Raw genomic sequence first — 25,731 nt, forward strand, 5'->3', positions numbered from 1 at the left:
ATGAGTCACCACTGAATGTAAGGAATCTTAATGTCTATCGTCGTTACCCTTCCCGATGGCTCTCAACGTGAGTTTGATGGCCCTGTTTCCATTTTTGACGTTGCAGCAGATATCGGTCCTGGACTTGCTAAAGCAACCCTGGGTGGTCGTGTTAATGGTGTGCGAATGGATGCACACGATCTGATTACCGATAATGCAGATCTTGTGATCTTCACGCCTAAAGATGAAGATGGGCTGGAAATTATACGTCATTCCTGCGCGCACTTAATTGGTCATGCGGTTAAACAACTGTGGCCAGACGCTAAAATGGCCATCGGCCCTACCATTGAGAATGGGTTTTACTACGATATTGATCTTGATCATAAGCTGACCGATGAAGATGTTGAGAAGCTTGAGCGTCGTATGAAAGAGCTCGTCAAGAGAAAATACAGTGTGGTGAAAAAGAAAGTGTCTTGGCAAGATGCTCATGATGCTTTTGAGGCACGCGGTGAAACCTACAAAATGGAAATTTTGGAAAGGGACATCGATAAGTCTGATCAACCCGGCCTTTATCATCACGAAGAATATATTGATATGTGCCGAGGACCGCATGTTCCGAATATGGGGTTCTGTGAGCATTTTAAATTACAAAGAGTATCAGGTGCCTATTGGCGAGGCGACTCCAACAATAAAATGCTGCAACGGATTTATGGAACCGCTTGGGCAGATAAAAAACAACTTAAGGCACATCTTAAGTTTTTGGAAGAGGCTGTAAAACGCGATCATCGTAAATTGGGCAAAAAATTCGAGTTATTTCATTTACAGGAAGAAGCCCCTGGCATGGTGTTTTGGCACCCAAAAGGTTGGTCGATTTACACCACGATTGAAGAATACATGCGTCGTGTACAACGGGATAATGGTTATCGAGAAATTAAAACACCTCAAGTGGTGGATCGCACCTTGTGGGAGAAGTCTGGTCATTGGGATAAGTTCCGAGAAAATATGTTCACCGTGGAGTCTGAATCTCGCGACTATGCTGTAAAGCCCATGAATTGTCCCTGCCATGTTCAAGTGTTCAACCAAGGTTTGAAATCTTATAAAGATTTACCGTTACGATTGGCAGAGTTTGGCTCGTGTCATCGTAATGAAGCCTCCGGTACCTTACAGGGTATTATGAGGGTGCGTGGGTTCACTCAAGATGATGCTCATATTTTCTGTGCCGAGGACGATATTCAGAATGAAGTGTCTGTCTTTACGGATCTTTTGTATCAGGTCTATCGAGATTTCGGATTTGATGAAGTTATTATTCGATTGTCCACTCGCCCTGAGCAGAGAGTCGGCTCCGATGAAGTGTGGGATAAATCCGAAAAAGCACTGGCGGATGCGTTAGAAAGCAAAGGTTTAGACTACGAACTATTACCGGGTGAAGGTGCGTTTTACGGGCCGAAGATTGAGTTTTCATTGAAAGATTGTCTTGGCCGTGTATGGCAATGTGGCACGATTCAAGTGGATTTCTCTATGCCTGGTCGCCTAGGGGCTCAATATGTGGCTGAGGATGGTTCACGTCAAACACCCGTAATGTTACATCGGGCTATTTTGGGGTCTTTCGAGCGCTTTATCGGTATTTTGATCGAAGAATGTGAAGGAGCATTTCCAACTTGGCTTGCCCCAGAGCAGGTTGCTGTACTGAATATCACCGATAAACAGGCCGATTATGTGCTAAAAGTAGAAGAAACCCTTCGTTTACAAGGATTTCGTGCAAATTCTGACTTGAGAAACGAAAAAATCGGCTTTAAAATCCGCGAGCACACGCTGCAGAGGGTTCCATACCTCATTGTCGTCGGTGATAATGAGGTGAAAGAGAATACCATAGCCGTTCGAACCCGTACGGGGGAAGATCTTGGGGCAATGAGTGTAGAGGCGTTTATCGCGTTGCTACGTGAAGATGTTGAATCACGTAGCCGTTTACAAGACGCTTAACCGCCACCAAGTTATTACCCTGTGGGGGACAAAGGGGCATATAAGCCTCATGATTAGGAGAAACAATTATCAAACGAGAAGCAAGCGCCGGACGTTCAAAAAAAGCCCGGATTAACGATCAAATTGATGCAAAAAAAGTCCGCCTTATTGGAGCTGATGGGGAGCAAGTCGGTATTGTTGACATCGCACAAGCCCTGCAAACCGCTCAAGGACAATCTTTAGACTTGGTTGAAATGTCCGCAGACTCAGATCCTCCCGTCTGTAAAGTGATGGACTACGGCAAGCACTTGTTTGAAATCAAGAAACAAAAAGCTGCTGCTAAGAAGAAGCAAAAGCAGCAGCAAGTAAAAGAAATGAAGTTCCGTCCCGGAACCGATATTGGCGACTATAAGATTAAATTGAAAAGTCTTATACGTTTCCTAGAAGACGGGGACAAGGCTAAGGTATCACTGCGGTATCGTGGTCGAGAAATGGCGCACCAAGAGTTGGGGATGGAAATGCTCCAACGCATCGAGAAGGATCTTGAGGAATACGGTGTAGTAGAGCAGCGTCCTAAAATGGAAGGTCGCCAACTGCTTATGGTCATTGCCCCGAAAAAGAAAAAGTAGCCAGGTTTTTAGCTACCGACCTACTTTGATTTATTAACAGCGAGCCCGAAAGCTAAGCTCTTAATTTTGCGTTCTCCTCTTACAAAGCCCTTTTCTAAGGCGTTTTTATGAGAGAAAGTGCTCAATTGGGGTGATGCTCTACGGCTTAGAAATAATGGAGTTTCACCCATGTCAAAAGCTAAAGTACATAGTGGTGCGGCCAAGCGTTTCAAAAAGACCGCTAAAGGCTATAAGCACAAGCACGCTTTCAAAAGCCATATCCTTACTAAAATGACCACCAAACGTAAGCGTCAATTACGTGGTACCAGCATGCTTAACGCTGCTGACAAGCCATTGGTTGATCGTATGTTGCGCGCCAAGTAATTGGTCGGGTTTTTTAGAATTATTAAGAGGATAGAAATATGGCCCGTGTAAAACGTGGTGTTGAGGCGCGTCGTCGTCACAAGAAAGTTTTGAAAGCAGCAAAAGGTTACTACGGAGCACGTTCTCGTGTTTTTCGTGTAGCAAAACAAGCCGTTATTAAGGCTGGTCAGTACGCTTACCGTGACCGTCGTGTTAAAAAGCGCAATTTTCGTGCTTTGTGGATTACACGTATTAACGCTCAGTCTCGTGCGTTAGGTTTAAGCTACAGCCGTTTAATTGCTGGCTTGAAAAAAGCAAATATTGAGTTAGACCGTCGCGTATTGGCAGACCTTGCCGTACATGATAAAGCGGCGTTTGCTGTAATCGTTGAGAAAGCGAAAGCAGCCCTGGCGTAATGCCAATATGACAAATTGTGGGTAATCCATGATTTGTAACAAAAAGGGAGGGGCGAAGGCTTCTCCCTTTTTTTATATATGAACGTTTTCTATACATGAACGTTGTCATATATCTTGTTTATTTTTAATCGCTTGCTGTTGATGTTCATTGCGCTGTTTTCATAGCGCATAACGTTTTGCAGGGTGGCCCGTTTGGGTGAGAACCTTTGGTGATTGACCTTTAAGGAAAATAACCAAAGGCAATGAGTGAAGCATAATTTGCCGGAGAACGATAATGGAAAACCTGGCGGCGCTCACAGATGAAGCGCTTCAACTGGTGGTAGGTGCCAATGATTTGGCAGCCTTAGATCATGTTCGAGTGGAGTATTTAGGTAAAAAAGGCCAAATTACCGCTCTATTGAAGAATCTTGGAAAACTCGATCCTTCTGAGCGCCCAGCAGCGGGTGCGGAAATCAACCGTGCTAAACAGCAGGTGCAAGAAAAAATTAATGAGCGTAAGCAAGCCTTAGAAGATTCGGCGATCGCTGAAAAGCTGGCATCAGAGACCATTGATGTTACCTTGCCGGGGCGTAATGCTGAAATAGCGAGTGCTCATCCTGTAACTCGAACCCTAGAGCGTATCGAATCTATTTTTTCTTCTGTCGGTTATACCGTTGAGCATGGGCCAGAAATCGAGGATAACTACCACAATTTTGACGCACTGAATATTCCGGCTCACCACCCAGCACGAGCGATGCATGATACGTTTTATTTGAACAGTGAGCATGTGCTGCGAACTCATACTTCTCCGGTGCAAGTGCGCACAATGGAGAATCAAGAGCCACCGATTCACATTATTTGTCCGGGGCGCGTTTACCGTTGTGACTCGGATATGACACACACACCGATGTTTCATCAGGTGGAAGGTTTGGTAGTGGATAAGAGTGTCAGTTTTGCTGACCTAAAGGGCACTATTGTTCAGTTTTTGCAGTCTTTTTTCGAGTCCGACCTGAATGTGCGTTTTCGTCCCTCTTTTTTCCCCTTTACCGAGCCATCGGCAGAATTTGATATCGAATGGGCTTCCAGCAAAACAGGTTGGTTAGAAGTGGGGGGGTGCGGAATGGTACACCCCAATGTTTTGCGAGCCAGTGGAGTAGACCCCGAACAGTACACGGGCTTTGCGTTCGGTTTGGGGGTAGAGCGTTTGGCCATGCTTCGTTATGGCGTCAATGATCTTCGCCTGTTCTTCGAGAATGATATGAAGTTTCTTGATCAGTTCTAAGGCCGCGACTAACGCGCAGATTGTGAATTCATTGGAAAGATAAATAACATGAAATTTTCAGAAGCATGGTTAAGAGAGTGGGTATCCCCAGAGCTCACCACAGAGTCATTGGCAGAGCAAATTACAATGGCAGGCTTAGAAGTTGATGCCATTGAGAAGTTGGGTGGTTTGTTTTCAGGTGTTGTCGTCGGAGAGATTGTGTCTGCTGATCAGCATCCCGATGCCGATAAACTACGTGTCTGTTCCGTAAAAGGCGACGGTGATGAGCTGAAACAAGTGGTTTGTGGTGCACCCAATGCTCGCCCAGGTATCAAAATTCCCTTTGCTACTGTTGGTGCTCAATTGCCACCGGGCGAAGATGGCAAACCATTTAAAATTAAAAAGGCCAAACTTCGAGGTGTTGAATCCTTCGGGATGTTGTGTGCGCAAACTGAATTGCAATTAGGTGATGATGATGATGGCTTGTGGGAGTTGCCTGATGAAGCTCCGACAGGGGCACCACTAGAGTCGTATTTGAATTTAAATGATGCCCTCATTGAAGTAGATCTAACGCCAAACCGTAGCGATTGTTTAAGTGTCAAAGGTATTGCCCGTGAAGTCGCGGTACTCAATCGCTTACCCTTCAAGGGTGCCGATATTCCAGCGGTAAAGCCCGTTCATGAAGAGACTTTCAGTGTCACTTTGAATGCGCCAGAAGGTTGTGCCCATTATGTTGGTCGCATCATCAAAAATGTGGATGTGTCAAAGCCATCACCGTTGTGGATGCAAGAGAAGTTACGTCGTAGTGGAATTCGCAGTATCGATGCCGTAGTGGATGTGACCAATTACGTGCTACTGGAGTTGGGTCAGCCAATGCACGCATTTGATTTCAGTACGCTTGAGGGTGGAATAGACGTTCGTTTGGCCACGGCAGAAGAACCTTTAACTCTGTTGGATGGTCAAGAGGTCAAACTCAACGAAGAGACGCTGGTCATCGCTGATGCTAAAAAAGCGGTTGCTATGGCGGGTATTATGGGGGGGGCAGAGACGGCCGTGAGTGATCAAACTCAGGATATCTTCTTGGAAAGCGCATTTTTTAATCCCTTGGCCATTGCCGGGCGTGCCCGTCGTTATGGTTTGCATACGGATTCTTCGCATAGGTTCGAACGCGGAGTGGATTATCGTTTACAGTCGTTTGCCATTGAGCGTGCAACTCAGTTGCTTCTTGATATTGTGGGGGGGGAGCCTGGCCCGTTAGTGGAAGCAACCTCCCAGGAGTACTTGCCGAAAGAGGGCAGAGTGGAGCTTCGTCGTGAACGTATCGAGTCGGGCTTGGGTTTCAGCCTCCCTGATGACGAAGTTTTGGATATATTGACGCGATTAGGTTTAGAGCTCTTGGATTCATCTGATGTTGGCTGGACGTTCACGATTCCAAGTTACCGATTTGATATCTCTATCGAAGAAGATTTGCTTGAAGAATTAGCACGTGTATACGGGTACAACAATCTCCCCACAACTAGCCTAGAGGTTCCTCTTGCGATTCCAGAAAGTTCGGAGCGTCAGATTGGCTTGTCTCCAGCGCGTCGCTTGTTAGCAGCGAGAGGGTATCAAGAGGCTATATGTTACAGCTTTGTCGACCCTAAAATCCTTTCTCTGATTGAGCCTGATGCTGTGCCGGTTGTGCTGCAAAACCCCATTAGCGCCGATATGTCCGTTATGCGAACGACATTGTGGGCTGGTTTATTGCCTGCATTGACGCGCAATATCAATCGTCAGCAATCGCGAGTCCGGCTCTTTGAAACTGGCCTACGTTTCTGCTCCCCAGACGGCAGCTTAGAAAAGCTAGTGCAAGAGCCAATGATTGCAGGCCTAATTTATGGGCCTCGTCAGCCGGAAACGTGGCATGGTAAATCCGATAATGTCGACTTTTACGATCTTAAAGCGGATGTTGAAGCTTTGCTGGGCTTATCTAAAACCAATGCGCAGTTCGTTTCTGGTGAGCATTCCGCGCTTCACCCAGGACAGACCGCCAAAATAATTATTGATGGAGTTGAGGTCGGTATTTTGGGGGCAATTCATCCTCAATTGCAGAAAGCGATGGACATTCCCAACGGCGTCTTCTTATTCGAGCTATCTCAAAAAGTGGTTACTGAAGCTGCCTTGCCAGATTTTGCTCCTTTATCCAAGCAGCCAGAGATGAGAAGAGATATTGCCGTTGTGGTTGATCAGTCAGTATCTGCTAACGAGCTGCTTCAGGAAGTAAGAGACAGTGCCGGTCAATACCTTACACAGTTAAAGATTTTTGATGTATATGTTGGCAAAGGTATTGATAAACAAAGAAAAAGTGTCGCCTTGGGCTTGACGTTCCAGCATCCATCTAGCACTCTTAAAGACGAACAAGTTAATGGATATGTAGGTGCGGTGGTTGAGCACCTTCATGAAAAACTTAACGCGACGCTCCGTTAGTTGGCGCAAGATTGTAGTGCTAGATATTGAATCGTGTTTTTTGGTTACGCATTCTTGCTTGATAAACGTAGCGTCGTTATCGGATTTTTAATGTAATGTCGAGTGCGTTAACCAAGGCCGATTTGGCAGAAAAACTCTACGAAGATTTGGGGCTCAACAAGCGAGAAGCCAAAGAGCTTGTTGAAATCTTCTTTGAAGAGATACGAACCGCACTTGAAAGTAACGAACAGGTGAAGCTATCTGGGTTTGGCAACTTTGATTTGCGTGAAAAAAGTCAGCGTCCGGGACGGAACCCCAAGACTGGAGAAGAAATTCCAATCACTGCACGTAGAGTGGTGACTTTTCGACCTGGTCAGAAACTTAAGGCAAGAGTAGAGGCGTATGCTGGAACAAAGCCACAATGATGAGTTGCCGCCCATACCTGCAAAGCGCTACTTCACCATTGGTGAAGTCAGTGAACTTTGCGCGGTTAAACCGCATGTTTTACGGTATTGGGAACAGGAATTTCCTCAGCTTAAGCCCGTGAAACGACGCGGAAATCGTCGCTATTATCAACGCCAAGATGTACTTACCATAAGGCAGATTCGCAGCTTGTTATATGATCAAGGCTTTACTATTGGTGGGGCTCGACAAAAAATGACGGGTGAAGATGCAGAGCATGATCTCACTCAATTCAAACAACTGGTTCAACAAATGATTGTTGAATTAGAAGAGGTGCTAAAAGTACTGAAAAATTGATCTTTTGTTAGGCAGAATTGCCAGTTGCAAATCCTCATAAATTCAGTATTATTCGAATCCCGTTTAGGGGCTTTTCCTAAATAAAACAAGAGCTTAGCTTTTCGTTCTTGATCTTATCGGAGTGTAGCGCAGCCTGGTAGCGCACCACACTGGGGGTGTGGTGGTCGTCGGTTCAAATCCGGCCACTCCGACCAAAAAATCCTTATTTATCAGCAACTTAGAATTTCGAAGAGTTAGATTTTATTTGGTGTGCGTTTCTGTGGTCCACATATGGTCCTGTCACAATTCAAGTAATAAAAAAGCCAGCATTAAGCTAGCTTTTGACAGGATTTTAGGTCTTGGCAATTTTCAAAAATTCTTCAGCTTTTTTCCTCATATCTTTAGACGAGAGCTTCGCTTTTGACTTTACTGCTTGTATTGAGCGGGTTATCTCAGCAGGGGTTTTTTGATCGTTAATTGATCTATTTTTCATCATCTGACTTCCTTATTTCATCAATTAATCTTCTATTTTCAATGTCATTTCTGGGGCCGAAATAAGGGCCTTGCGGGCCAAACTCTTGCTCTATTTCCTCTCCTAGAACCTCATACTCTTTTTTTCTTTCACGGGCTTTTTTTGCAGCTTCCGTGACTTGCCTTTGTATATCTTCGGTCAACATTATTTAAGCCTCTTTAGCAAGTGTGCACACTCGTCGAATCTATCATAATGAGGAGAAAAACCTCTTTGCTCGTAGAGTCTGACATGGGCAGGCGAAACTAGAGTACAAAGCCAGATTTCTGGGGTTGTGTTTATCTTGGCATAGAGGTCAGCTGCATAAAGAGTGATATCAAGTATTTGTCCTGAAATAGGGTTATCAACGGGATTTGCTTCCATTGCATGGACTTTTAAAATCAACCTGTTTCTTAAAAACTCTCCATAACAAAGACCAAGTAATCTGCCGTATTTACACACTGCAAGATCAAATCTTCTCGCTCCACCTCTTGAATGATATTCATAAAACAGCCTCCCGCAATCGAACGTCTTTCATTTATCGGTTACACGTTTGGTTTGGTCACTTTAGTGTACCGTATGAAAGCGTTCGCTCACTCCTGTCGGCCTTGCCAACAGTGTGTTTCAGGAATTATTGTCTCCTACAGGGGCAAATGTGGTTCAATGTTTATTCTTTTCGGTCTAGAGAAGATTTTTAAAATTTAAGGCGTTGGTGTCAAAATCAATAGTTTGATTGTAGTTTTTAACCAGAGCGAAAAAGACCCACGTGAAGCCTTTAGTACCTACATGGCATAAAAGTATAGAATGCGATCAAGAAATAGAGTGCTTGTATATTCAGTAAAGAAAGGAAAAATTGGTGCTCGGGGCCGGACACGGTATTCCTAATTAAAACAATACGTTAGAGAGATTCAGTCGCACCATAATCGCAATTACTAGTGGATTATGCCGGGGTTTATACCGGCGTTAGACAGTGTACGGCAATCCTACACCTAGCGCCAATTCGAGTGCGATATCGGGAATTGAACTCGTTAAAATAGATTCCTCGCTGAGCAGCACAACGTTTCAGGGAGGGAAGCTAATCGACCACCAGCTTTTCGTGAAAAGTATATTCCACCAAAAAATCAATAAACACACGAATACGTGGCGATAATAAGCGGCGCTCTAGATATACAGCATGAAATTGACTGCTTGCCGGGCGAAAAGCTGATAACACTTCCTCAAGCTCACCAGCGTCAATCGCTTTTTTGGCAAGGTATCCTGGCATTTGACTAACACCCATTCCCGTTCTTGCCGCCTGTAAAACCGCTTCGCCATCATCAGCTTCCAGATAGCTAGGTAATACAAGCGAATCCGTTTTATCTTTTTCTGCAAAATACCAAGGGTAAATTCGACCTGTCTCGGCGCTTCTAAAGTTTAGACAGTTGAAATTCACCAGCTCGCTTGGATGGGATGGTTTGCCATGCTGCGCCCAATATTCCGGATGAGCGCAAACAATAAGCGGTGTATCAAATAAGTGTCTCGCAATGAGGTAGCTCGTATCATCCAAACCACCGGCTCGAATGGCAATATCAACCGACTCGCCCGCGAGATCAACAATGCGATCTTCAAGCGTCAGCTCAACAGTGACATGCGGCCAGCGATCCTGAAATACTTTTATTGCGTCAACTAACCAGAGTCGCCCAAATGCTGAAGGCGCTGCCACTCTCAAGCGGCCTTTGGGAGCTGCAGAGGTATTGGCAACCTCATCACTAACAACGCCAATTTCATCGACAATCTTTCGCATCGCCTCTAAATAACGTTCCCCTTCAGGGGTGAGAGAAATACTTCGAGTCGTGCGATGCAATAACTTGATCCCCAGGTGTTCCTCAAGGCGCGACACAGCTTTGGATGTGGCCGACGATGAAAGCCCTAACTGCCGCGCAGCCTCATTAAAAGCCCCCACTTCAGCCACCTGTATAAATGCGGAAATCCCGGAAAGTGGAGGTAGGCCTTTCATACAGTGTCTCCCATCAATTAATGACAAAAAATCAAATGTGAGATCATTTTAACCCTATTTTTCTCACTTTGATGACCATGCATCACTATTTATAACATCAAGCTAATCAGCTAGTGGATACCGTCGTTAAATTAGGCGTTGCTGTAGATTGATATCGTCGAACAGCATCTAACGCTAATAACCCCATTATCTACATGTCGGTTTATCGCCCGATGGTCTAGGTACATTTTCTATATCACACCTTCTTAATTCTCTTGGCCCAATCTTGAACGTCAGACTTATTGATAGTGTCCTGAAAATATTAAATCATTTAGTTGAACATTAAACTAAATGATTTAATATTAAACTAAGTTGAGAGGGCAACCAGATGGCAAAAAAACTCAGTGCGGCAGATAAGCTAGCAGCTTGGCGTTCGGTAATAGAGGCTTATCAGATGTGTAATCAAAAATACACGTCACTGATGAGTTATTTTGAATTAACTCCATCTCAGTTCGATGTGCTGTTGGCTGTCGATGGCTTAGGAGAGCAAGCGGTGCCTAAGAACATTGCCAGTCGTTTGCTAGTCACCAAGGGCAATATTACGAATGTCACGAAGAGACTGTTTGAACGACAACTCATAACGCAAAAAGCAAATGGCCTAGATGCCAGATCAGTTGTGATCGAATTAACTCCACAGGGCCAAGACCTGGTTGATCGGGCAAAGATTGCGGCTAAAGCTTTTATCAGTGAACAGTTATCTCCATTTGGGGACCAGCAAATAGAAAATGTAGGAAAGCTGATGCGTCAGATGCGTGAGCATCTTGAGCAAATGGATGTTAGTCGTATTTTAAAAGAAGTTTTTTGAATACTATCTTTGCGAGAGTAAAACTATGCGAAATCTATATGCATTGTCTGAACCGCCGCCTAGTATGGGGCTATTAGAGGTTAGAGTAATTAGAGATATCGTTACGTTGCCTTTCAGACTTTCTTCGGTCGCGATTAAGAAAACTGAGAATTATGGGCATGGTCGATATGTGATAGTACTGCCGGGCTTTGGTGGAGGAGATAGATCTATGTTTCCGCTTCGCTTTTTCTTAAAACAGCATGGATTTAATCCGATTGGATGGGGCTTGGGCGTGAATAAAGCAGGTCTTAATTTAAAACATGATCCCAGTGAGATTTCCTGGGACTTTTCTGTGCCTGAAAAATATCGTGGGGAAGCGGGAGTTTCATATCTCTGCGATTTGATGGTCAAAAAAATTGAATCGTTCACCAACAGCGAGCAAACAACGGTTACCCTGGTGGGATGGAGTTTGGGAGGAAGCATCGCCAGAGAGGTCGCGCGCGATCTGCCAGATGCAGTTGACCAAGTAGTGACATTAGGCTCACCAATTATTGGCGGCCCAAAGTATACGCGTGCAGCTTCATACCTTCGTCAGCGCGGATTAAACCTGGATTGGATTGAGAAAGAAGTGGCACGTCGCAATAAAACACCTATTGCCTGTAAAGTCAGCGCTATTGTCAGCCGTTCCGATGGCATAGTCGATTGGTCAGCAAGTGTTGACCCTAATGATCAGAACACACGCTTTATTGAAAGTGATGTATCTCACTTGGGGATGGCAATTAATCAATCTACTATGCAACTAGTGCTCAGTGAATTGGCCGGTATAGAGCTTTGACCCAGGTTCTAGACTTCATATGCACATTATCAGCTGATGCTCGAATGTATCCAATCTATCGAATATAGGCTGGTAGGCGTCAATAGCTATCGCGGAGTAAGCCCCGTTCACGTGCTTTGGTAATAGTTTCAGTTCGAGTGGAAGTTGATAATTTCGAGAATATTGATTTGAGGTGCGTTTTTACCGTGCCTTCTTCTATGTTCAATAGTCGCGCAATTTCTTTGTTAGTTTTGCCTGTTGCCAGAAAATGAATCACCTCACGTTCGCGGCGCGTAAGTTCGGGAGTTGCAACACGACGTACTATCTTCTCAGTGAGCCCTGGCGAGGTATACTGTTCGCCCTTTGCGACAGCACGCACTGCACTGACAATTTCAGCGTGTGTTGCATCCTTGAGCAAATATCCCTTTGCTCCGGCTTTAAGACATCGCCAAATATCCTCATCGGAATCATAGGTGGTCATAATGAGAATTCGTGCACTAGAATCCATGCGAATTAATTGTTGTACCGTTTCAAAACCATCCATCTGAGGCATGCGAAGATCTAAAATCATGACATCAGGATTTAGTTCTTCATATAACGCGCATGCATAGTGTCCATCACTAGCTTCGCCAACCACCTTGAGATCACTCTCGAGCTCTAGTATCGCAATAAGCCCTTGCCTCACAACTAGGTGATCATCTGCCAACACAATGCGAATGATATCTTGCTCGGATCTCCTCATGTCGTTCACCCCGGCTCCTTCCATTCAACTGAAATGGTAGTACCTTTTTCAGACTGAGATGTTATGTTGAATTCGGCATTGTTTTCGCTAGCTCGCCTCGAAATTCCCACAAGGCCAAATGTACGATCGGATGTTTCCAGTATTGATGTGTTAAATCCATTACCATCGTCTGTAATAACGAGCGCCACAGCATTTGTGCGAAAGTACAAATCAATTGCGATTCGTGATGCCTGGGCATGTCTTATTGCATTGTTGAAGGCTTCATGCGCTATCGATAAAAACATTTCTTCAATCACATAGGGTAGTTTTCGCTGACGCCCTTCAATCTGAATGGTACATTGGAGTAGATCAGGAATAGTTGAGCGCTCTACCAATTGATGTAATGCATCGCTAAAGGATCGCCCATCGAGTTTACGTGGGCGCATAGTTACAGCGGTACGTCGTGCTTCTGCTAAACCAAATGCAGCGATTTTTCGCACTATATCCAGAGCATCTGGCTCGATCGATTCACCACGTTTCAGTCGTACAATAAGAGCCTCTAGATGCAGAATTGTGCCGGTAAACCCCTGTGCCAAAGTATCGTGAATCTGTCCTGATAGCTTTGCACGCTCCTCGAGAGCTTGATTTTCGGCTTGAGTACGGGCCTCCGCGACCTGTGCTTCGATAGAGGCATCTCCCAAACGTTTCAATTCTAGTGCTAGCACAAGTTGGTGAGAAAGTGTTTTAAATAGGTCTAGGCTACTTTCTGAAAGTTTCGATCGGTCCATAATTGATATAGTGATAAACCAGCGAGGTTGATGGTTCATCATTAGAGGGAAATTAATAAACCACTCATCTAATTTTTCAGCTGGAATGGGCTTGGTTTCAGTCGGGCATACTCTAAATGGCGTCGTGTCCGACGGGCTAATCAAGGTAGGCTCTGAACTTTGGATAATATGCTCCCAGTCTTTGATAGCATCAAGACTGATCGTACTTAAGTGAGACTCGATAGGTCCGCCATCGCCACCATCAATTTTCTCTACAAGTTCGAGCGTTCGTTCCTTATCATTAACCCTATAAATGGCCGCCGTATCCCCTTCAACTGTTCTGGCCATCAACGTGGTGATCCACTGAACGACTTGATCAGGTGTAGTACTTTCACTCAATGCGCTGATACTACTGCCCAACACTTCATTGGTGAGGCTGAGCGCTTTGACTCTCTGACGCTCGATCTCTATACGCTGGTGTGTCAGTTTTTCGCGTTTAATAACGTTGGCAAAAGCTGAGGCTAAAATTTGTAGCGTCGATATTTCTTCCTCTGGCCATTCCCGCGATTTAGTACAATCATCGGCGCCGATAGTGCCCCATAGTTCCCCGTCAACCATAATAGGATATTGGAACTGTGATTTGGCACCCGTTGCCTCCTGCTCCGACCTGGCTGTCTGCGTTGAGATCTTTTGAGTATGTATCTGGATCGGTTTGCCTTGAGATAGACTGACAAAGATTTCTTCGTAGTAGTCTAAGTTGAAGATCTTAAGATCGGGGTCATCAGTTTGGCGTTCGATGGGGGGACGCACCCACTCTACATCTAAATCCAAATAGCCAAGTCTGCTCTGTTCATTTGGTTTAAGATATTTGCCCAAACACACTCGGTCGACACCTAATGAAAGTCCAATATTCCCAACAATATCATCAGCATGTTCTTTCCAGGAAACGCTGGAGAGAAGCTGATCGGAAACTTCAGTGACAGTTTCAAGTAGTTTTCGACGCCTCTCTTCAGTAGCGCGCGCCTGTTCGGCAATCGCGGCACGACTCTGCTCGATGCCAATATTTTCTTGCTGTTTTTTATAGCGATCAATAGCGAGTCCAAATGAACGGGCAGCGTCCACCAGAATGTATTTTTCCGACTCACTCCTTGTCCTGTTAGATAGACAGTCGTCTAGTGCAAGCAGGCCCCACAATTTACCTTTTATAACTATACGAAAGCAAACGGAGTAAAGAACATTTAATTCTCTACTTGCTATATTAAAAAGTTCGCAATCGAAAGAGGATGGAGCGCCATCGAGCCAATCGACTCCATCTAAAAACTTTTGTAAAGGATTGGCAACGAGTGTATTCGATCCACGAACAATCGAACTTGCTTTTTGTCTAGTGTAACCGTCTGCGACTGCTTCAGAGATCAATTCCCACTCGCCGTTTTCAATGTCAGTGTCCAACACTTGAATCAGTTTGGCATATTGTAATCCTGCCGCTTCGCGAAGATGATCTAGCGCTTTCTCTACGGAAAGATAGAAATCACTTCCTTCAAGTAAAACGGTATTACATTTCACTAATGCACTATTTAACGCGTCGCGGCGCAAATGCTCTAGCTGGATTTCCCTTTCGCGAGTATCCTTTTCAATGGCGCTCGCTAAAACTGCAGAAGCGCCAATTAATACTTCTATTTCCGCTTTTGAAAAGGCATGCTCACAACCTACACGGTCGAAACAAATATTTCCCCAATATTCTCCATTCACAAATATCGGCAGCATTAAATCAAAGGTAGTTGCGGTGATGGAATTAATTTCATAATTTTTCCCCGATTTCGAGGAGGTCTTACTGGTATAGATTTCGCCCCGAAGTAATGGCTCGATCACCTCGGGAAAGTCTTTATCTAACAGCAATTGAGGAAAGTCGCCGAATACAGATGGACAACCAACAAAAAGTGACTCCGTGACAAGCTGTGCGCCCTTTTTTTGAGCGTCGTACTGAAACAATAAAACTCTTGTTTGATCCATAGATTCGCAAAGTGCATTTAACACTTGAGAGAAACCTGACTGCAAATCTCTCGCGACCAGCATCTGACGCGCCGCCTTAACGACACCTTTCAGTAAACGTTCTAATTGAGTAGTCGCAACTAAATTCATTGGTATATTTTTGGAAATCGATTCTGGCAAATAAAATATTAATGTTAATGGGTAAATATATCAAGTGTTAGTTATTTCTACCTCTTTAGAGGTAGAAATAACTAACACTTTTAACCTTTTGCCTCTTATCTATACATCCGATATTGTTTTCTGGCGGATGCGTATTTAGGTACGACGATACAAATCTTTCTCATCTCATATTCAAAAACTTAATAGTGAAAATTATGAATCATTTAAAGATAGGTATAGCGACCTTAGTATTTTTCGCTTTCCCTCTTGCTGGATGTAAAGAAGAAATAAAAAAAACAACCTCCCCACCAATAGAAATAAAAGTGGGCAATCCTTTGCAAAAGAGTATTGTCGAATGGGATGAATATACCGGTCGTTTCAAAGCGGTCAAAGAGGTAGAGATTAGAGCGAGGGTAAGCGGGTATTTAAACGAAGTGCTCTTTAAAGACGGACAATTAGTTGAGAAAGGAGATACGCTTTTTGTCATAGACCAAAGACCTTTTCAAATTGCGCTAGACAGCGCGTCAGCACAATATTCATTAACTCAAAAAGAATACGAACGCGCAAATAAGCTGCGTCAAACAGGCGCGACATCGCAAGAAGAATTAGACCGGAGAATACAAGAACTTAAAGTTGCTCAATCAGCCCTAGATAGCGCTAAACTCGACATGGAATTTACTCAAGTCAAAGCGCCAATTTCTGGACGTGTAAGCCGTGATTATGTCAATGTCGGAAATTTAGTAAGTGGAAATGTTTCTAATGCAACGCTGCTGACAAGTATCGTCGCTATCGATCCAATTCATTTTTATTTCGAAGCTAGTGAACGTAACTTTCTTAAATACTCACGACTTGATAGATCCGGAGGTCGAGAAGGATCTCGCACCAAAGCTAATCCTATCGAAATAAAACTGCAGGACGAAACAGGCTATCCACATAAAGGCAAAATGGATTTTGTTGAAAATCGTTTGGACCAGAGTACCGGAACCATTCAAGGTCGTGCAATTATTCCCAATCCTGACGGATTCCTTCAGCCCGGCCTTTTTGGGCGTGCAAGATTATTGGGAAGCGCAGAATACACTGCCATATTAATTCCCGATGTTCTTATCTCTAATGATCAAGCGCAAAAATTTGTCTATGTAATCAACGATCAAAATATTGTAGAAATGCGAAGTCTTGAACTTGGACCAACCTATCAGGAAAAGTGGCGAATTGTTCGAAAAGGTTTGGTAGCGGATGATCAGATTGTTGCGAGAGGTATTCAGCGTATTCGCCCTGGTATGAAAGTGACGCCATATAAAGTTAACCTTGAGGACGAATATGTATATGTCGAGAATGAAAAAACAAAAAAAGAAAAAAATAGAAAGGGAGAAAAATCATGACATTCTCTCGATTTTTTATAGATCGGCCGATTTTTGCTAGCGTCTTTTCTATTTTGATAATGATTGTTGGCTGGCTCGCCTATACCAAACTTCCCGTCACTCAATATCCAGAAATAGCGCCTCCGACAATAGAAGTAATAGCGTATTATCCTGGTGCCAACGCAGATGTTATTGCTCAAACCGTAGCAACACCTATTGAACAAGAAATAAATGGTGTTGAAGGTATGCTGTATATGTTTTCACAATCGACGGGAGACGGCAGGGTCACCATTTCCGTGACGTTTAAATTGGGGACAGATCTTGATGTTGCCCAAGTACTGGTTCAAAACCGTGTAGCAATAGCGGCGCCCCGTCTTCCTGATGCCGTGAGAAGGCTGGGAATAACAACTCGCAAAAGTTCGCCCAATTTGATGCTTGTTGTCAATTTATTCTCGCCCAATGCGACTTACGATCAAACATATATTGCTAACTACGCCACTTTGCAAATCAGAGATCAGCTTGCGCGTATTGACGGCATTGGGTCGGTGCAAATGTTTGGCGCTTCTCAATATTCCATGAGGATATGGCTAGACCCTGACCGCATCGCCTCCTTGAACATGACGGCCGGCGATGTGCTCGCGGCGTTACGATCGCAAAATGTTCAGGTTTCCAGCGGCACATTAAATCAGGAACCCATGCCCAATCAGCGGGCATTCGAACTCAATGTGCAAACCCAGGGACGTCTGAGTTCGGCAGAAGAATTTAGCAATATTGTTGTTAAGGTAGGTGAACAAGGAGGCATAGTCCGTGTAAAAGATATTGGTCGCGTAGAAATTGGAGCAGAGAGTTATGCAACAAAAGGGTATCTGGGGGATAAAAAAGCCATCGCACTACCCGTATTTCAGCGACCAGGGTCGAATGCATTAGAAACATCCGATGCAATCATCGCAAAAATGGAGGAACTCTCAGCTTACTTTCCCAAAGATCTTGAGTATGAAATTGTCTACAACCCGACCGAGTTTGTAAGAGCTTCAATAGATTCCGTTATCTACACGATGATTGAAGCCGTATTTCTGGTTGTTTTGGTGATAATTCTTTTTCTCCAAAGCTGGCGTGCTTCGATAATCCCGATACTCGCCATTCCAGTGTCGTTAATTGGTACTTTTGCACTGTTAAATATCTTGGGTTACTCGCTAAATAACTTAACACTTTTCGGATTGGTTTTAGCTATTGGTATTGTGGTCGATGACGCGATCGTCGTTGTCGAAAACATGGAGCGAAGAATGCACGAAGGTATGAACGCTCTAGAAGCCGCGCGAGCCACCATGGATGAGGTCGGCGGCGCCCTAATTGCGATGGGGCTCGTGCTTGCAGCGGTGTTTCTCCCAACTTTATTTATCGAAGGAATATCGGGTCAGTTCTACCAGCAGTTTGGAATCACGGTTGCTATCGCAACCATGGTTTCGGTATTCGTGTCTCTTACTTTGAGCCCTGCCATAGCTGCACTCATATTTCACCCCAACGAAAGTCAACCTACGGAAAGTCGAGAGCATTGGACCAAGCGACCCATTACGTCTTTCTTTCACAAATTCAATCAATTTATGGATTACTTTTCTAAAAAATACGGCAATCTCGTGAGTAGACTTACGAAGATGAGCGCATTGGCTGGCATCGTCTATATTGTGCTTATGTCGGTAACGGCGTGGCAATTTAACCGCGTATCCTCCGGTTTTATTCCTCCGCAAGATCAAGGCTACTTTATTGTAAGTATTCAGCTACCTCCAGGTTCCTCTCTTTCAAGAACCGATAAAATAGTTCAAACCGCGACAGACAAATTGATGGCCATTGATGGTGTTGTAAACACTGTGGGTTTTACCGGTTTTGCCGGTGCGACATTTACGAATGCAACAAACGCCGCCGCGATTTTTCCAACACTAGATTCATTTGAAAACAGGAAAGCAGCTGGTCTTAGTTATCACGAAATCTTCGCCAATATTCAGAATGCGATGGCTGAAATTGAGGATGCTTTTGTCGTTGTAATACCTCCCCCTTCAGTGCCAGGCGTGGGTAACGGTGGGGGGTTCAAAATGATGATACAAGATCGTGCCGGATACGGTCTTCCCGCGCTAGAAGATGCTATGTGGCAACTTGCGATGGCCGCCAATCAAGCACCCGCTACAAGCAATGTTTTCAGTTTTTTCGAGACTTCTACACCGCAGCTTTATTTAGATATTGATCGCGAACGAGCTCAGCGGTTAGGTGTTCCAATAGAGCGCGTTTTTGAGGCTTTAGAGATCTATCTTGGATCCGCGTTCGTTAATGATTTTAACTTCTTAGGACGTACTTTTAGAGTCACAGCTCAAGCTGATTACCCGTATCGATTGAGTAGAGAGGACGTAGATAGAATTCGTGTGCGAAATAATGACGGAAAGATGGTTCCACTAGGAAGCGTTGCAGTTTTCAAAGACACAACGGGTCCCTCTCGAGTCCCCAGATACAATCTCTATCCTTCTGCAGATTTACTTGGTGCGACATCTTATGGTTATAGCTCAGGTGAGACTTTGGCTACGATGGAAGCGTTAGCAGAGGAAATACTGCCAGAGGGTATTGGCTATGAATGGACAGAACTGGCACTACAACAAAAACTAGCGGGCAATACCGCGGCGATTGCATTTGTTTTAGCTGTTTTATTTATCTTTCTTCTTCTTGCTGCAACTTACGAAAGTCTCATCCTGCCCTTGGCAATTATTTTGATTGTACCCATGTGCTTGCTCTCCGCTATCACCGGCGTGAGCCTCGCGGGAATGGACAATAATATTCTTACGCAGATTGGTTTTGTTATTTTAGTGGGCTTGGCGAGTAAAAACGCTATTCTGATTGTGGAGTTTGCCAAACAACTCGAAGGGCAAGGAAGAGATATTTATAGCGCAGCTTCCGAAGCGGCTCGACTAAGGCTTCGCCCTATTTTAATGACATCTTTCGCTTTCATTCTAGGTGTTGTTCCGTTGGCATTAGCTTCTGGGCCTGGAGCTGAAATGCGGCAAGCAATAGGTATTACAGTGTTTAGTGGCATGCTTGGTGTTACCCTATTCGGGCTAATATTTACTCCTATTTTTTATGTCATGTGCCGCAAGCTCGGAATGGCTTTGGGTAGAAGCCGGGAAACTAATGCAAATGAGGTAGTCGCATGAAACCTTATCATAATGTCCTTTGTTGTATTGCTGCCACTTTTCTATTAGCTAACTGTAGTCATAATCCTGAATTTAGAAATCAGATTGAGTCGAATAATTTTCAAGCCAATAAAGTTGAATTTCAAGAGCATGAGAAAGGTCGGTACCGAGCATCAAACCCAGAGCAACGTTGGTGGCAGACATTAAAAGACAATGAGCTAGGCCAGCTAATTCATCATGCTTTCAAGCACAATTACGATATACGTATCGCTCTTTCTAATGTTGCAGCTGCGAGAGCACTAGTAAGCGAAAGCAAACTCGACCGTTATCCTACTATCCAAGCGAACGCCGGCAGTGCAAGGCAACGCTTGAGTGACGAAGGCGTGAACGGCATCAATGCTGAACGTAACTTTAGTACATACGATGCTGGGTTTGACGCTGTTTGGGAGCTAGATCTATTTGGCCGAGTGAACTCAGGTATTAGTGCTTCATCAGCGAATCTAGAAGCGAGGCGTGCCGACGCTCAAGCTATGCACGTTACAGTTGCTGCGGAGGTAGCAAAAAACTATATTGAGTTGCGTGGCGCACAATTACAGTTAAACGTAGCTGAAAAGAATGCAAAGAACCAGCGCACCACATTAAAGTTAACGAATGAACTATTGACTGCAGGTCGAGGTTCCACGCTTGATGTAGAACGCGCAAAAAGCCAAGTACTTTTTACAGAATCACAAATTCCATCCCTTCAAGCTGCAATAAACGCCTCGATCAATCGGCTCGAGGTCCTCACGGGACAACCGCCAGATACCCTGCGTGAACTACTTAAACAATCAAAAGACCTTCCCTCCATTCCTATTACTGTAGCAGTCGGAGATGCGCCAAGTTTACTTGCTCGAAGACCCGATGTCCGAGCAGCAGAACACGAACTGGCAAGTTCTATTGCAGAATACGATATAGAAGTTGCGAATCTTTATCCGCGCTTCACCCTCGAAGGAAGTATTGGATTTTTATCAACATCATTTTCGAACACATTTACTGGAGGTGCATCCAACTTTATTTTTGGTCCTCGCATTTCGTGGGCCGCGTTTGATTTAGGTCGTGTGAAATCTCGCATTAAAGCATCAGATGCTAAAGCTCAAGCTGACCTTTCTCGATTTGAAAAAACAGTACGTGTAGCACTGGAAGAAGTTGATACTGGAATGGTTAACTTTTCTCACGAAGAAAAAAGGCGAGCAAAACTTGCTGCTGCAGCGAACGCAAGTGCTAAGGCGTCAATACTCGCTCGTCAAAGGTACGACGCGGGTAGTGATAATTTTCTTGACTTACTCGACTCAGAGCGCAGTTTATTGGATGCCCAAAGTCAGCTAGCAACTAGCGAAACCAAAGTATTACTTGACTTAGTTGCCTTATATAAGGCACTTGGCGGCGGTTGGCAAATCACTCAAAACACCAAATAAAATCAACTGGTATTCATCTACAATTTACCCAATTTTGCTGAGTTCTAATCCAATACGAAACGGGGGAAGTTTCATTGAATGCAATTCGCAAATTATTGATTTCACCATCAAAAAGAACGTATCAACGAATTTTTATCTCAAGCATAGGCATATTGGTCGTCAGCATGATTTTGGTGTCCAAAACTTATGGCGAAACGCCTTTTAATTGGGCATCGATCACGATTGATAATGATCTCTTTGTGGGCAACGACAATGGATATACCAATGGTCTTTACATCTCCTTGTATCAAGTAGGTCCCCGACAAAAAGAATCAATGACCAAGCCTGATTTTTGGGTGAAACCGCTTCTGTGGTTGTGGCCAAGTAACGATGCCTTTTATGCGATTAATAGCTATACATTGGGTCAATCAATGGTAACGCCTCTCGATACTCAAGAACCGATACCATCTGAGAATGAATTACCCTATTCGGGCGTTCTGTTTTTAATAAACAACTACGTCATGGTGTCACCCAAAAAGGCCGATAAATTTAGTACGACCGTTGGCGTGGTTGGTCCCGCCTCAGGCGCAGAACAAACACAAAATTTTGTCCATGACCTGATTGGTAGTGACCGAGCAAAAGGCTGGGATACGCAAATGGAAAATGAATTTGTTTTCCAATTTTCTCGAGCAAGACTGTGGCGCAATTGGGTGTCCAAAAGTAGTCATTGGGATCTGTTAACTCAGGCAGAAATTAACCTTGGTACGATAGAAAGCTCAGGCAATGCAGCAATAATGTTGAGAACCGGACGCCTACTGGATAAATCCTATCACACACCTCTTTACGCCAACACTCGAGTTGCCAACCCTGTTGCACCCAGTGGCGGTTGGTACGCATATTTTGGCATTCAAGGCGGTTACGTCGCTCGCTGGCTCTATACAGATGGAACAGCATTTAGAGATGGTCCATCAGTGAGTTACGACAGAGAGCGACTCGGCGTAACTGCTGGAGTTGCTTTTTCCTTAACTAAACACTGTTTGGTCACTTTAGCGTTAACGGAAACAAATCTTTTATTGGGCGGTGACAACAGGGAGGTTAAAGAATCTAGTCGTTTTGGCACCTTGACTTTCGCTTGGCAACGTTGAAACAAAGACATTTCGAGAGGCCAATTTACTTGTGTTATTGATGACTTTTTGTCACTACTGAAGCCATTTTACCCCTATTTTTCTTTTTATGATGACTTCTTATCATAGATTCCAACATTTAGACAACCAAGCAGGAGATACCATCATGAAAATAGGCATTATCGGCGCAGGCGCAATCGGACAACTTTACGCATCTCTTTGGAGCACCGCGGGACATCAAGTTATGTTGAGTTCGCGTCATCCGGAAAGTATTCAACTTAATAGCTCTCAGAGTAATTCCATCGCATTCGGTACAGTTCAAGAGGCTGCGAGCTTTGGAGAAGTCATTCTACTGGCAGTCAACTACAACACAGTAGATGCCGCTCTTGACGCTATCCGGACAGCAACAGTCGGCAAATTGGTGATTGACGCCACGAATCCACTGGTGTGGAACAAAAGCGGCGGCACTGATCGGGTGATTCACGACGACGAAATTGCCGGGTTGGTAATGGCAAAACGTTTACCCAAGGCGCGTATTGCGAAGGCATTTACGTCGTTGTGGACAGGTTATGTCGAACAACACAGTAACGTGGACAAGCCCACCATCGCTATGCCTTTGGCTGCCGATGAGGCGCATGATTGCGATACAGTGGCTGAACTCATCAAAGATGCAGGCTTAGTGCCTGTTGTTCTTGGCACATTGGCCGAATCACGCCCTCTCGATCCACCTAGCCCCATCTGGAATGTCGTATTGACAAAAAACGAGCTGATCGAGCGCACTCAGCAGTTTAGAGCCGAATTAGCTGCCTAATCACGTACAACTTATTGAATTCTCAAATACATAGAGAGGTAACAAATCATGAATATCAAAAATTTATTAATCTCACTTTCACTATCATCAGTCATTGTCTCTGGCACCGCCAGCAGTGAAACCTTTCCCACACAAACCAGCCTACCAAACAACCTGGTTAATCCAGCACAAGTTAGCTACCTGTCTGGGGAAGATGCTAATAAGGTTCGCGAAACGGTACAGCGCGTCTATTTGGCGGAGGACGCTCGCAACTACGACGCATTCAGGCATTTGTTAACAAAAGACTATCAGCAACAACACTCCATTTACGGTCGTCTAGAAGGAGTCGAAACGTTTATCAACTGGCTCAAGAGTAATCCACAGGCTTTTGATCGCTACCGCCATATGGCACTCAATACTGTGACAAGTGCCGTCGGGCAAGGTAAAGCGCAAGCCGTCAGTTATTTACTTGTGTTGGATTTGCATCCCGCTAAGGAGTCTGATGCAAGAGATTTACCTCGCATTCTTGCTCACGGGGTCGTTCGGGACCAGCTAGTCAAAAAAGATGACCGGTGGTTAATTACTCACCGTATTTACGATCAATTTGCAGTAGCTGCAGCTGTTGTAGCGGACCGGGAAGTTCGAATTAAAGCCAGCCGCTATCTCGTGAGTGAATGACGTTTTGAAAATACCAACAATCCGATTTTATTAGCAAACCATTCAGCAATATGGCTGGCACTTTGATTCACGGAGACCAAAGTGCCAGAAAAAAAGCAACAAACTTTATAAGAGAAATAGTATGACTAACGCAGCAACTACTACCGTTTTAATTGCCGGTGCCACAGGCACAAACGGCAAAGCGCTTGTTCACGCTCTGTCTGATCATCCTAATATCAAGCCGCGAGCTTTGGTGCGTAATATCGAGAGTGCACGTAAGCAACTGGGAAATAAAATCGATTTAGTACAAGGTGACTTGTCCGATATTAAAAGCTTGAAACGTGCCTTCGTTGATGTACAAAAGGCCTATATTGTCACTGCGATTCAAAACTATACAGTAGAACTATTTTACAATTTTTTTGTAGCCGCCAAGGAAGCCGGTGTATCCCAGCTGGTAAAATTTTCCGGTCTAGGTGCTTCTGTTGACTCGCCTTCAGAAGTGATACGACAGCATGGATTATCTGACCAAAAACTCATTGAAAGTGGATTAAATTATACGATTTTAAGGCCCAATTCTTTTCATCAAAACATGCTGTTGCAAGCACAAAGTATTGCCCAGACCGATACTTTTTATTTACCACTGGGCCAAGCCAAACAAAGCACAATCGATGTAAGAGATATTGCAGATATCACAGTCAAAGTGATAAGCGAATCAGGGCATGACAACAAAATTTATGATTTAACAGGGCCAGAGAGTTTAAGTTTTCATGAGGTAGCCGAGATCATCGGCGACCAGCGTGGTAAATCTGTCAGCTACGTGCCTATTTCTGCATATGATGCGAGAGCGGCGATGATGGCTCAAGGAATGCCGGAATGGACGGCGCATGTACTAGCAGAAATCCAAGATTTATTTGCTACCGGGATATATGCCGACATTCTGCCTGATACGGAGAAATTATTGGGTAAAAGAGCAACGACTTTTCAGCAGTTTGTCGGGAGCAATTTGAGTCTATTTCAATAAATTAAGGGCACCTCTAAAAATAGCCCAACTTTGATATAATCTCACTGTTCAAAAATTTCAAGAGTTTCCTTCTATGTCTCAGCCCGGCTTTTTTGATTTAGATGACAGGTATCGCAAGTTAGATGAAAAAGATCCATTAGTTCATCTCAACAAACTGATATTTTGGGAAGCCTTTCGTCCGACCTTAAAGGAAATACGAAAGTCGAACCGAAAAAGCAATGCGGGTCGTAAAGCCTATGACGAGCTTCTGATGTTCAAAGTACTCGTACTTCAGCACTTATACAATGTATCCGATGATCAGATAGAGTACCAAATACGGGACCGCTATTCTTTTTGCCGGTTTTTAGGTCTGACTCCATCGGACAAGGTGCCTGATGCCAAGACAGTGTGGCTGTTTAGAGAAAACCTAGTCAAAGCTGGTTTAATGAAGCGTTTGTTTTTTACTTTTGATGTTCAATTAGAGGAACACGGTTTTCAAGCAAGAAAAGGTCAAATAGTGGATGCGAGTTTTGTCGATGTTCCCAGGCAGCGCAATAAAAAGGAAGAAAACAAACAGATAAAACGCGGTGAAACGCCTGATCGTTTTGAAAAGAATCCGAACGTTGGCGCTCAAAAAGATACGGATGCCCGCTGGGCGAAGAAGAACCAAGAGA

General features: G+C 44.3%; 22 protein-coding genes and 1 tRNA gene. 19 read left to right on the forward strand and 4 right to left on the reverse strand.

The window, feature by feature from the left end:
• Positions 1-30: 30 nt before the first annotated feature.
• The 9 genes from thrS to LU351_RS10480 all read left to right on the forward strand — a co-directional run bounded on the left by thrS (position 31) and on the right by LU351_RS10480 (position 7,963).
• Positions 31-1,959 carry a threonine--tRNA ligase gene (thrS, locus tag LU351_RS10440; protein ID WP_232594015.1) on the forward strand — a complete coding sequence of 643 codons (1,929 nt, stop codon included), beginning with the start codon at positions 31-33 and terminating at the stop codon, positions 1,957-1,959.
• 68 nt (positions 1,960-2,027) lie between these two features.
• Positions 2,028-2,567, forward strand: coding sequence for a translation initiation factor IF-3 (gene infC / locus LU351_RS10445; protein WP_232594038.1), 540 nt, complete (start codon positions 2,028-2,030; stop codon positions 2,565-2,567).
• 168 nt (positions 2,568-2,735) lie between these two features.
• Positions 2,736-2,930 carry a 50S ribosomal protein L35 gene (gene rpmI / locus LU351_RS10450; RefSeq protein ID WP_232594016.1) on the forward strand — a complete coding sequence of 65 codons (195 nt, stop codon included), beginning with the start codon at positions 2,736-2,738 and terminating at the stop codon, positions 2,928-2,930.
• A gap of 38 nt (positions 2,931-2,968) precedes the next feature.
• On the forward strand, positions 2,969-3,325 hold the full coding sequence (rplT, locus tag LU351_RS10455) for a 50S ribosomal protein L20 (protein ID WP_232594017.1): 357 nt from the start codon (positions 2,969-2,971) through the stop codon (positions 3,323-3,325).
• 274 nt (positions 3,326-3,599) lie between these two features.
• On the forward strand, positions 3,600-4,586 hold the full coding sequence (gene pheS / locus LU351_RS10460; protein ID WP_232594018.1) for a phenylalanine--tRNA ligase subunit alpha: 987 nt from the start codon (positions 3,600-3,602) through the stop codon (positions 4,584-4,586).
• 48 nt (positions 4,587-4,634) lie between these two features.
• Entirely contained in the window at positions 4,635-7,031 is a 2,397-nt protein-coding gene (gene pheT / locus LU351_RS10465; RefSeq protein ID WP_232594019.1) for a phenylalanine--tRNA ligase subunit beta, read from the forward strand.
• A 95-nt stretch (positions 7,032-7,126) separates the two neighbouring features.
• The gene (ihfA, locus tag LU351_RS10470; protein ID WP_232594020.1) at positions 7,127-7,435 is read left to right on the forward strand and encodes an integration host factor subunit alpha; all 309 of its coding nucleotides are present in this window, start codon (positions 7,127-7,129) and stop codon (positions 7,433-7,435) included.
• Positions 7,413-7,769, forward strand: a complete 357-nt coding sequence (locus LU351_RS10475) for a MerR family transcriptional regulator (protein ID WP_232594021.1) — start codon at positions 7,413-7,415, stop codon at positions 7,767-7,769. Before ihfA ends, LU351_RS10475 begins: the two co-directional genes overlap by 23 nt.
• Positions 7,770-7,886: 117 nt before the next feature.
• Positions 7,887-7,963, forward strand: a tRNA-Pro gene (locus LU351_RS10480).
• Between the two features lie 267 nt (positions 7,964-8,230).
• On the opposite strand, the gene LU351_RS10485 is transcribed toward LU351_RS10480, so the two are convergent.
• Positions 8,231-8,425: a hypothetical protein gene (locus LU351_RS10485; RefSeq protein ID WP_232594022.1), complete on the reverse strand. Its 195-nt coding sequence runs from the start codon at positions 8,423-8,425 to the stop codon at positions 8,231-8,233.
• A 906-nt stretch (positions 8,426-9,331) separates the two neighbouring features.
• Positions 9,332-10,252, reverse strand: coding sequence for a LysR family transcriptional regulator (locus LU351_RS10490; RefSeq protein WP_232594023.1), 921 nt, complete (start codon positions 10,250-10,252; stop codon positions 9,332-9,334).
• Between the two features lie 367 nt (positions 10,253-10,619).
• Here LU351_RS10490 and LU351_RS10495 point away from each other — a divergent pair, with 367 nt between their 5' ends.
• Together LU351_RS10495 and LU351_RS10500 are read left to right on the forward strand one after the other, a co-directional pair.
• Complete coding sequence (locus LU351_RS10495) at positions 10,620-11,096, forward strand: MarR family winged helix-turn-helix transcriptional regulator (RefSeq protein WP_232594024.1); 477 nt, start codon at positions 10,620-10,622, stop codon at positions 11,094-11,096.
• 208 nt (positions 11,097-11,304) lie between these two features.
• A complete protein-coding gene (locus LU351_RS10500) occupies positions 11,305-11,910 on the forward strand; it encodes an alpha/beta hydrolase (protein WP_232594025.1) in 606 nt (201 codons plus the stop codon).
• Positions 11,911-11,989: 79 nt separating this feature from the next.
• On the opposite strand, the gene LU351_RS10505 is transcribed toward LU351_RS10500, so the two are convergent.
• Positions 11,990-12,631 (reverse strand): response regulator, encoded by a 642-nt coding sequence (locus LU351_RS10505; protein WP_232594039.1) that lies wholly within the window; start codon positions 12,629-12,631, stop codon positions 11,990-11,992.
• Between the two features lie 5 nt (positions 12,632-12,636).
• The gene (locus LU351_RS10510; RefSeq protein WP_232594026.1) at positions 12,637-15,516 is read right to left on the reverse strand and encodes a GAF domain-containing sensor histidine kinase; all 2,880 of its coding nucleotides are present in this window, start codon (positions 15,514-15,516) and stop codon (positions 12,637-12,639) included.
• Positions 15,517-15,740: 224 nt separating this feature from the next.
• Here LU351_RS10510 and LU351_RS10515 point away from each other — a divergent pair, with 224 nt between their 5' ends.
• The 8 genes from LU351_RS10515 to LU351_RS10550 form a co-directional block, all read left to right on the forward strand.
• Positions 15,741-16,904, forward strand: a complete 1,164-nt coding sequence (locus LU351_RS10515; protein WP_232594027.1) for an efflux RND transporter periplasmic adaptor subunit — start codon at positions 15,741-15,743, stop codon at positions 16,902-16,904.
• Positions 16,901-20,074: an efflux RND transporter permease subunit gene (locus LU351_RS10520; RefSeq protein WP_232594028.1), complete on the forward strand. Its 3,174-nt coding sequence runs from the start codon at positions 16,901-16,903 to the stop codon at positions 20,072-20,074. Before LU351_RS10515 ends, LU351_RS10520 begins: the two co-directional genes overlap by 4 nt.
• The gene (locus LU351_RS10525; protein ID WP_232594029.1) at positions 20,071-21,507 is read left to right on the forward strand and encodes an efflux transporter outer membrane subunit; all 1,437 of its coding nucleotides are present in this window, start codon (positions 20,071-20,073) and stop codon (positions 21,505-21,507) included. The genes LU351_RS10520 and LU351_RS10525 overlap by 4 nt, the downstream gene beginning before the upstream one ends.
• Positions 21,508-21,671: 164 nt before the next feature.
• A complete protein-coding gene (locus tag LU351_RS10530; RefSeq protein WP_232594030.1) occupies positions 21,672-22,631 on the forward strand; it encodes a lipid A deacylase LpxR family protein in 960 nt (319 codons plus the stop codon).
• Positions 22,632-22,776: 145 nt separating this feature from the next.
• Positions 22,777-23,421, forward strand: a complete 645-nt coding sequence (locus LU351_RS10535) for an NADPH-dependent F420 reductase (RefSeq protein WP_232594031.1) — start codon at positions 22,777-22,779, stop codon at positions 23,419-23,421.
• A gap of 48 nt (positions 23,422-23,469) precedes the next feature.
• The gene (locus LU351_RS10540) at positions 23,470-24,078 is read left to right on the forward strand and encodes a nuclear transport factor 2 family protein (RefSeq protein WP_232594032.1); all 609 of its coding nucleotides are present in this window, start codon (positions 23,470-23,472) and stop codon (positions 24,076-24,078) included.
• A 121-nt stretch (positions 24,079-24,199) separates the two neighbouring features.
• Positions 24,200-25,078, forward strand: a complete 879-nt coding sequence (locus LU351_RS10545) for an SDR family oxidoreductase (protein ID WP_232594033.1) — start codon at positions 24,200-24,202, stop codon at positions 25,076-25,078.
• A 73-nt stretch (positions 25,079-25,151) separates the two neighbouring features.
• Positions 25,152-25,731: transposase (locus tag LU351_RS10550; protein ID WP_232592392.1), on the forward strand; the 580-nt coding region annotated here is incomplete at its 3' end.

The organism is Marinibactrum halimedae, from assembly GCF_021234875.1.
Lineage (GTDB): Bacteria > Pseudomonadota > Gammaproteobacteria > Pseudomonadales > Cellvibrionaceae > Marinibactrum > Marinibactrum halimedae.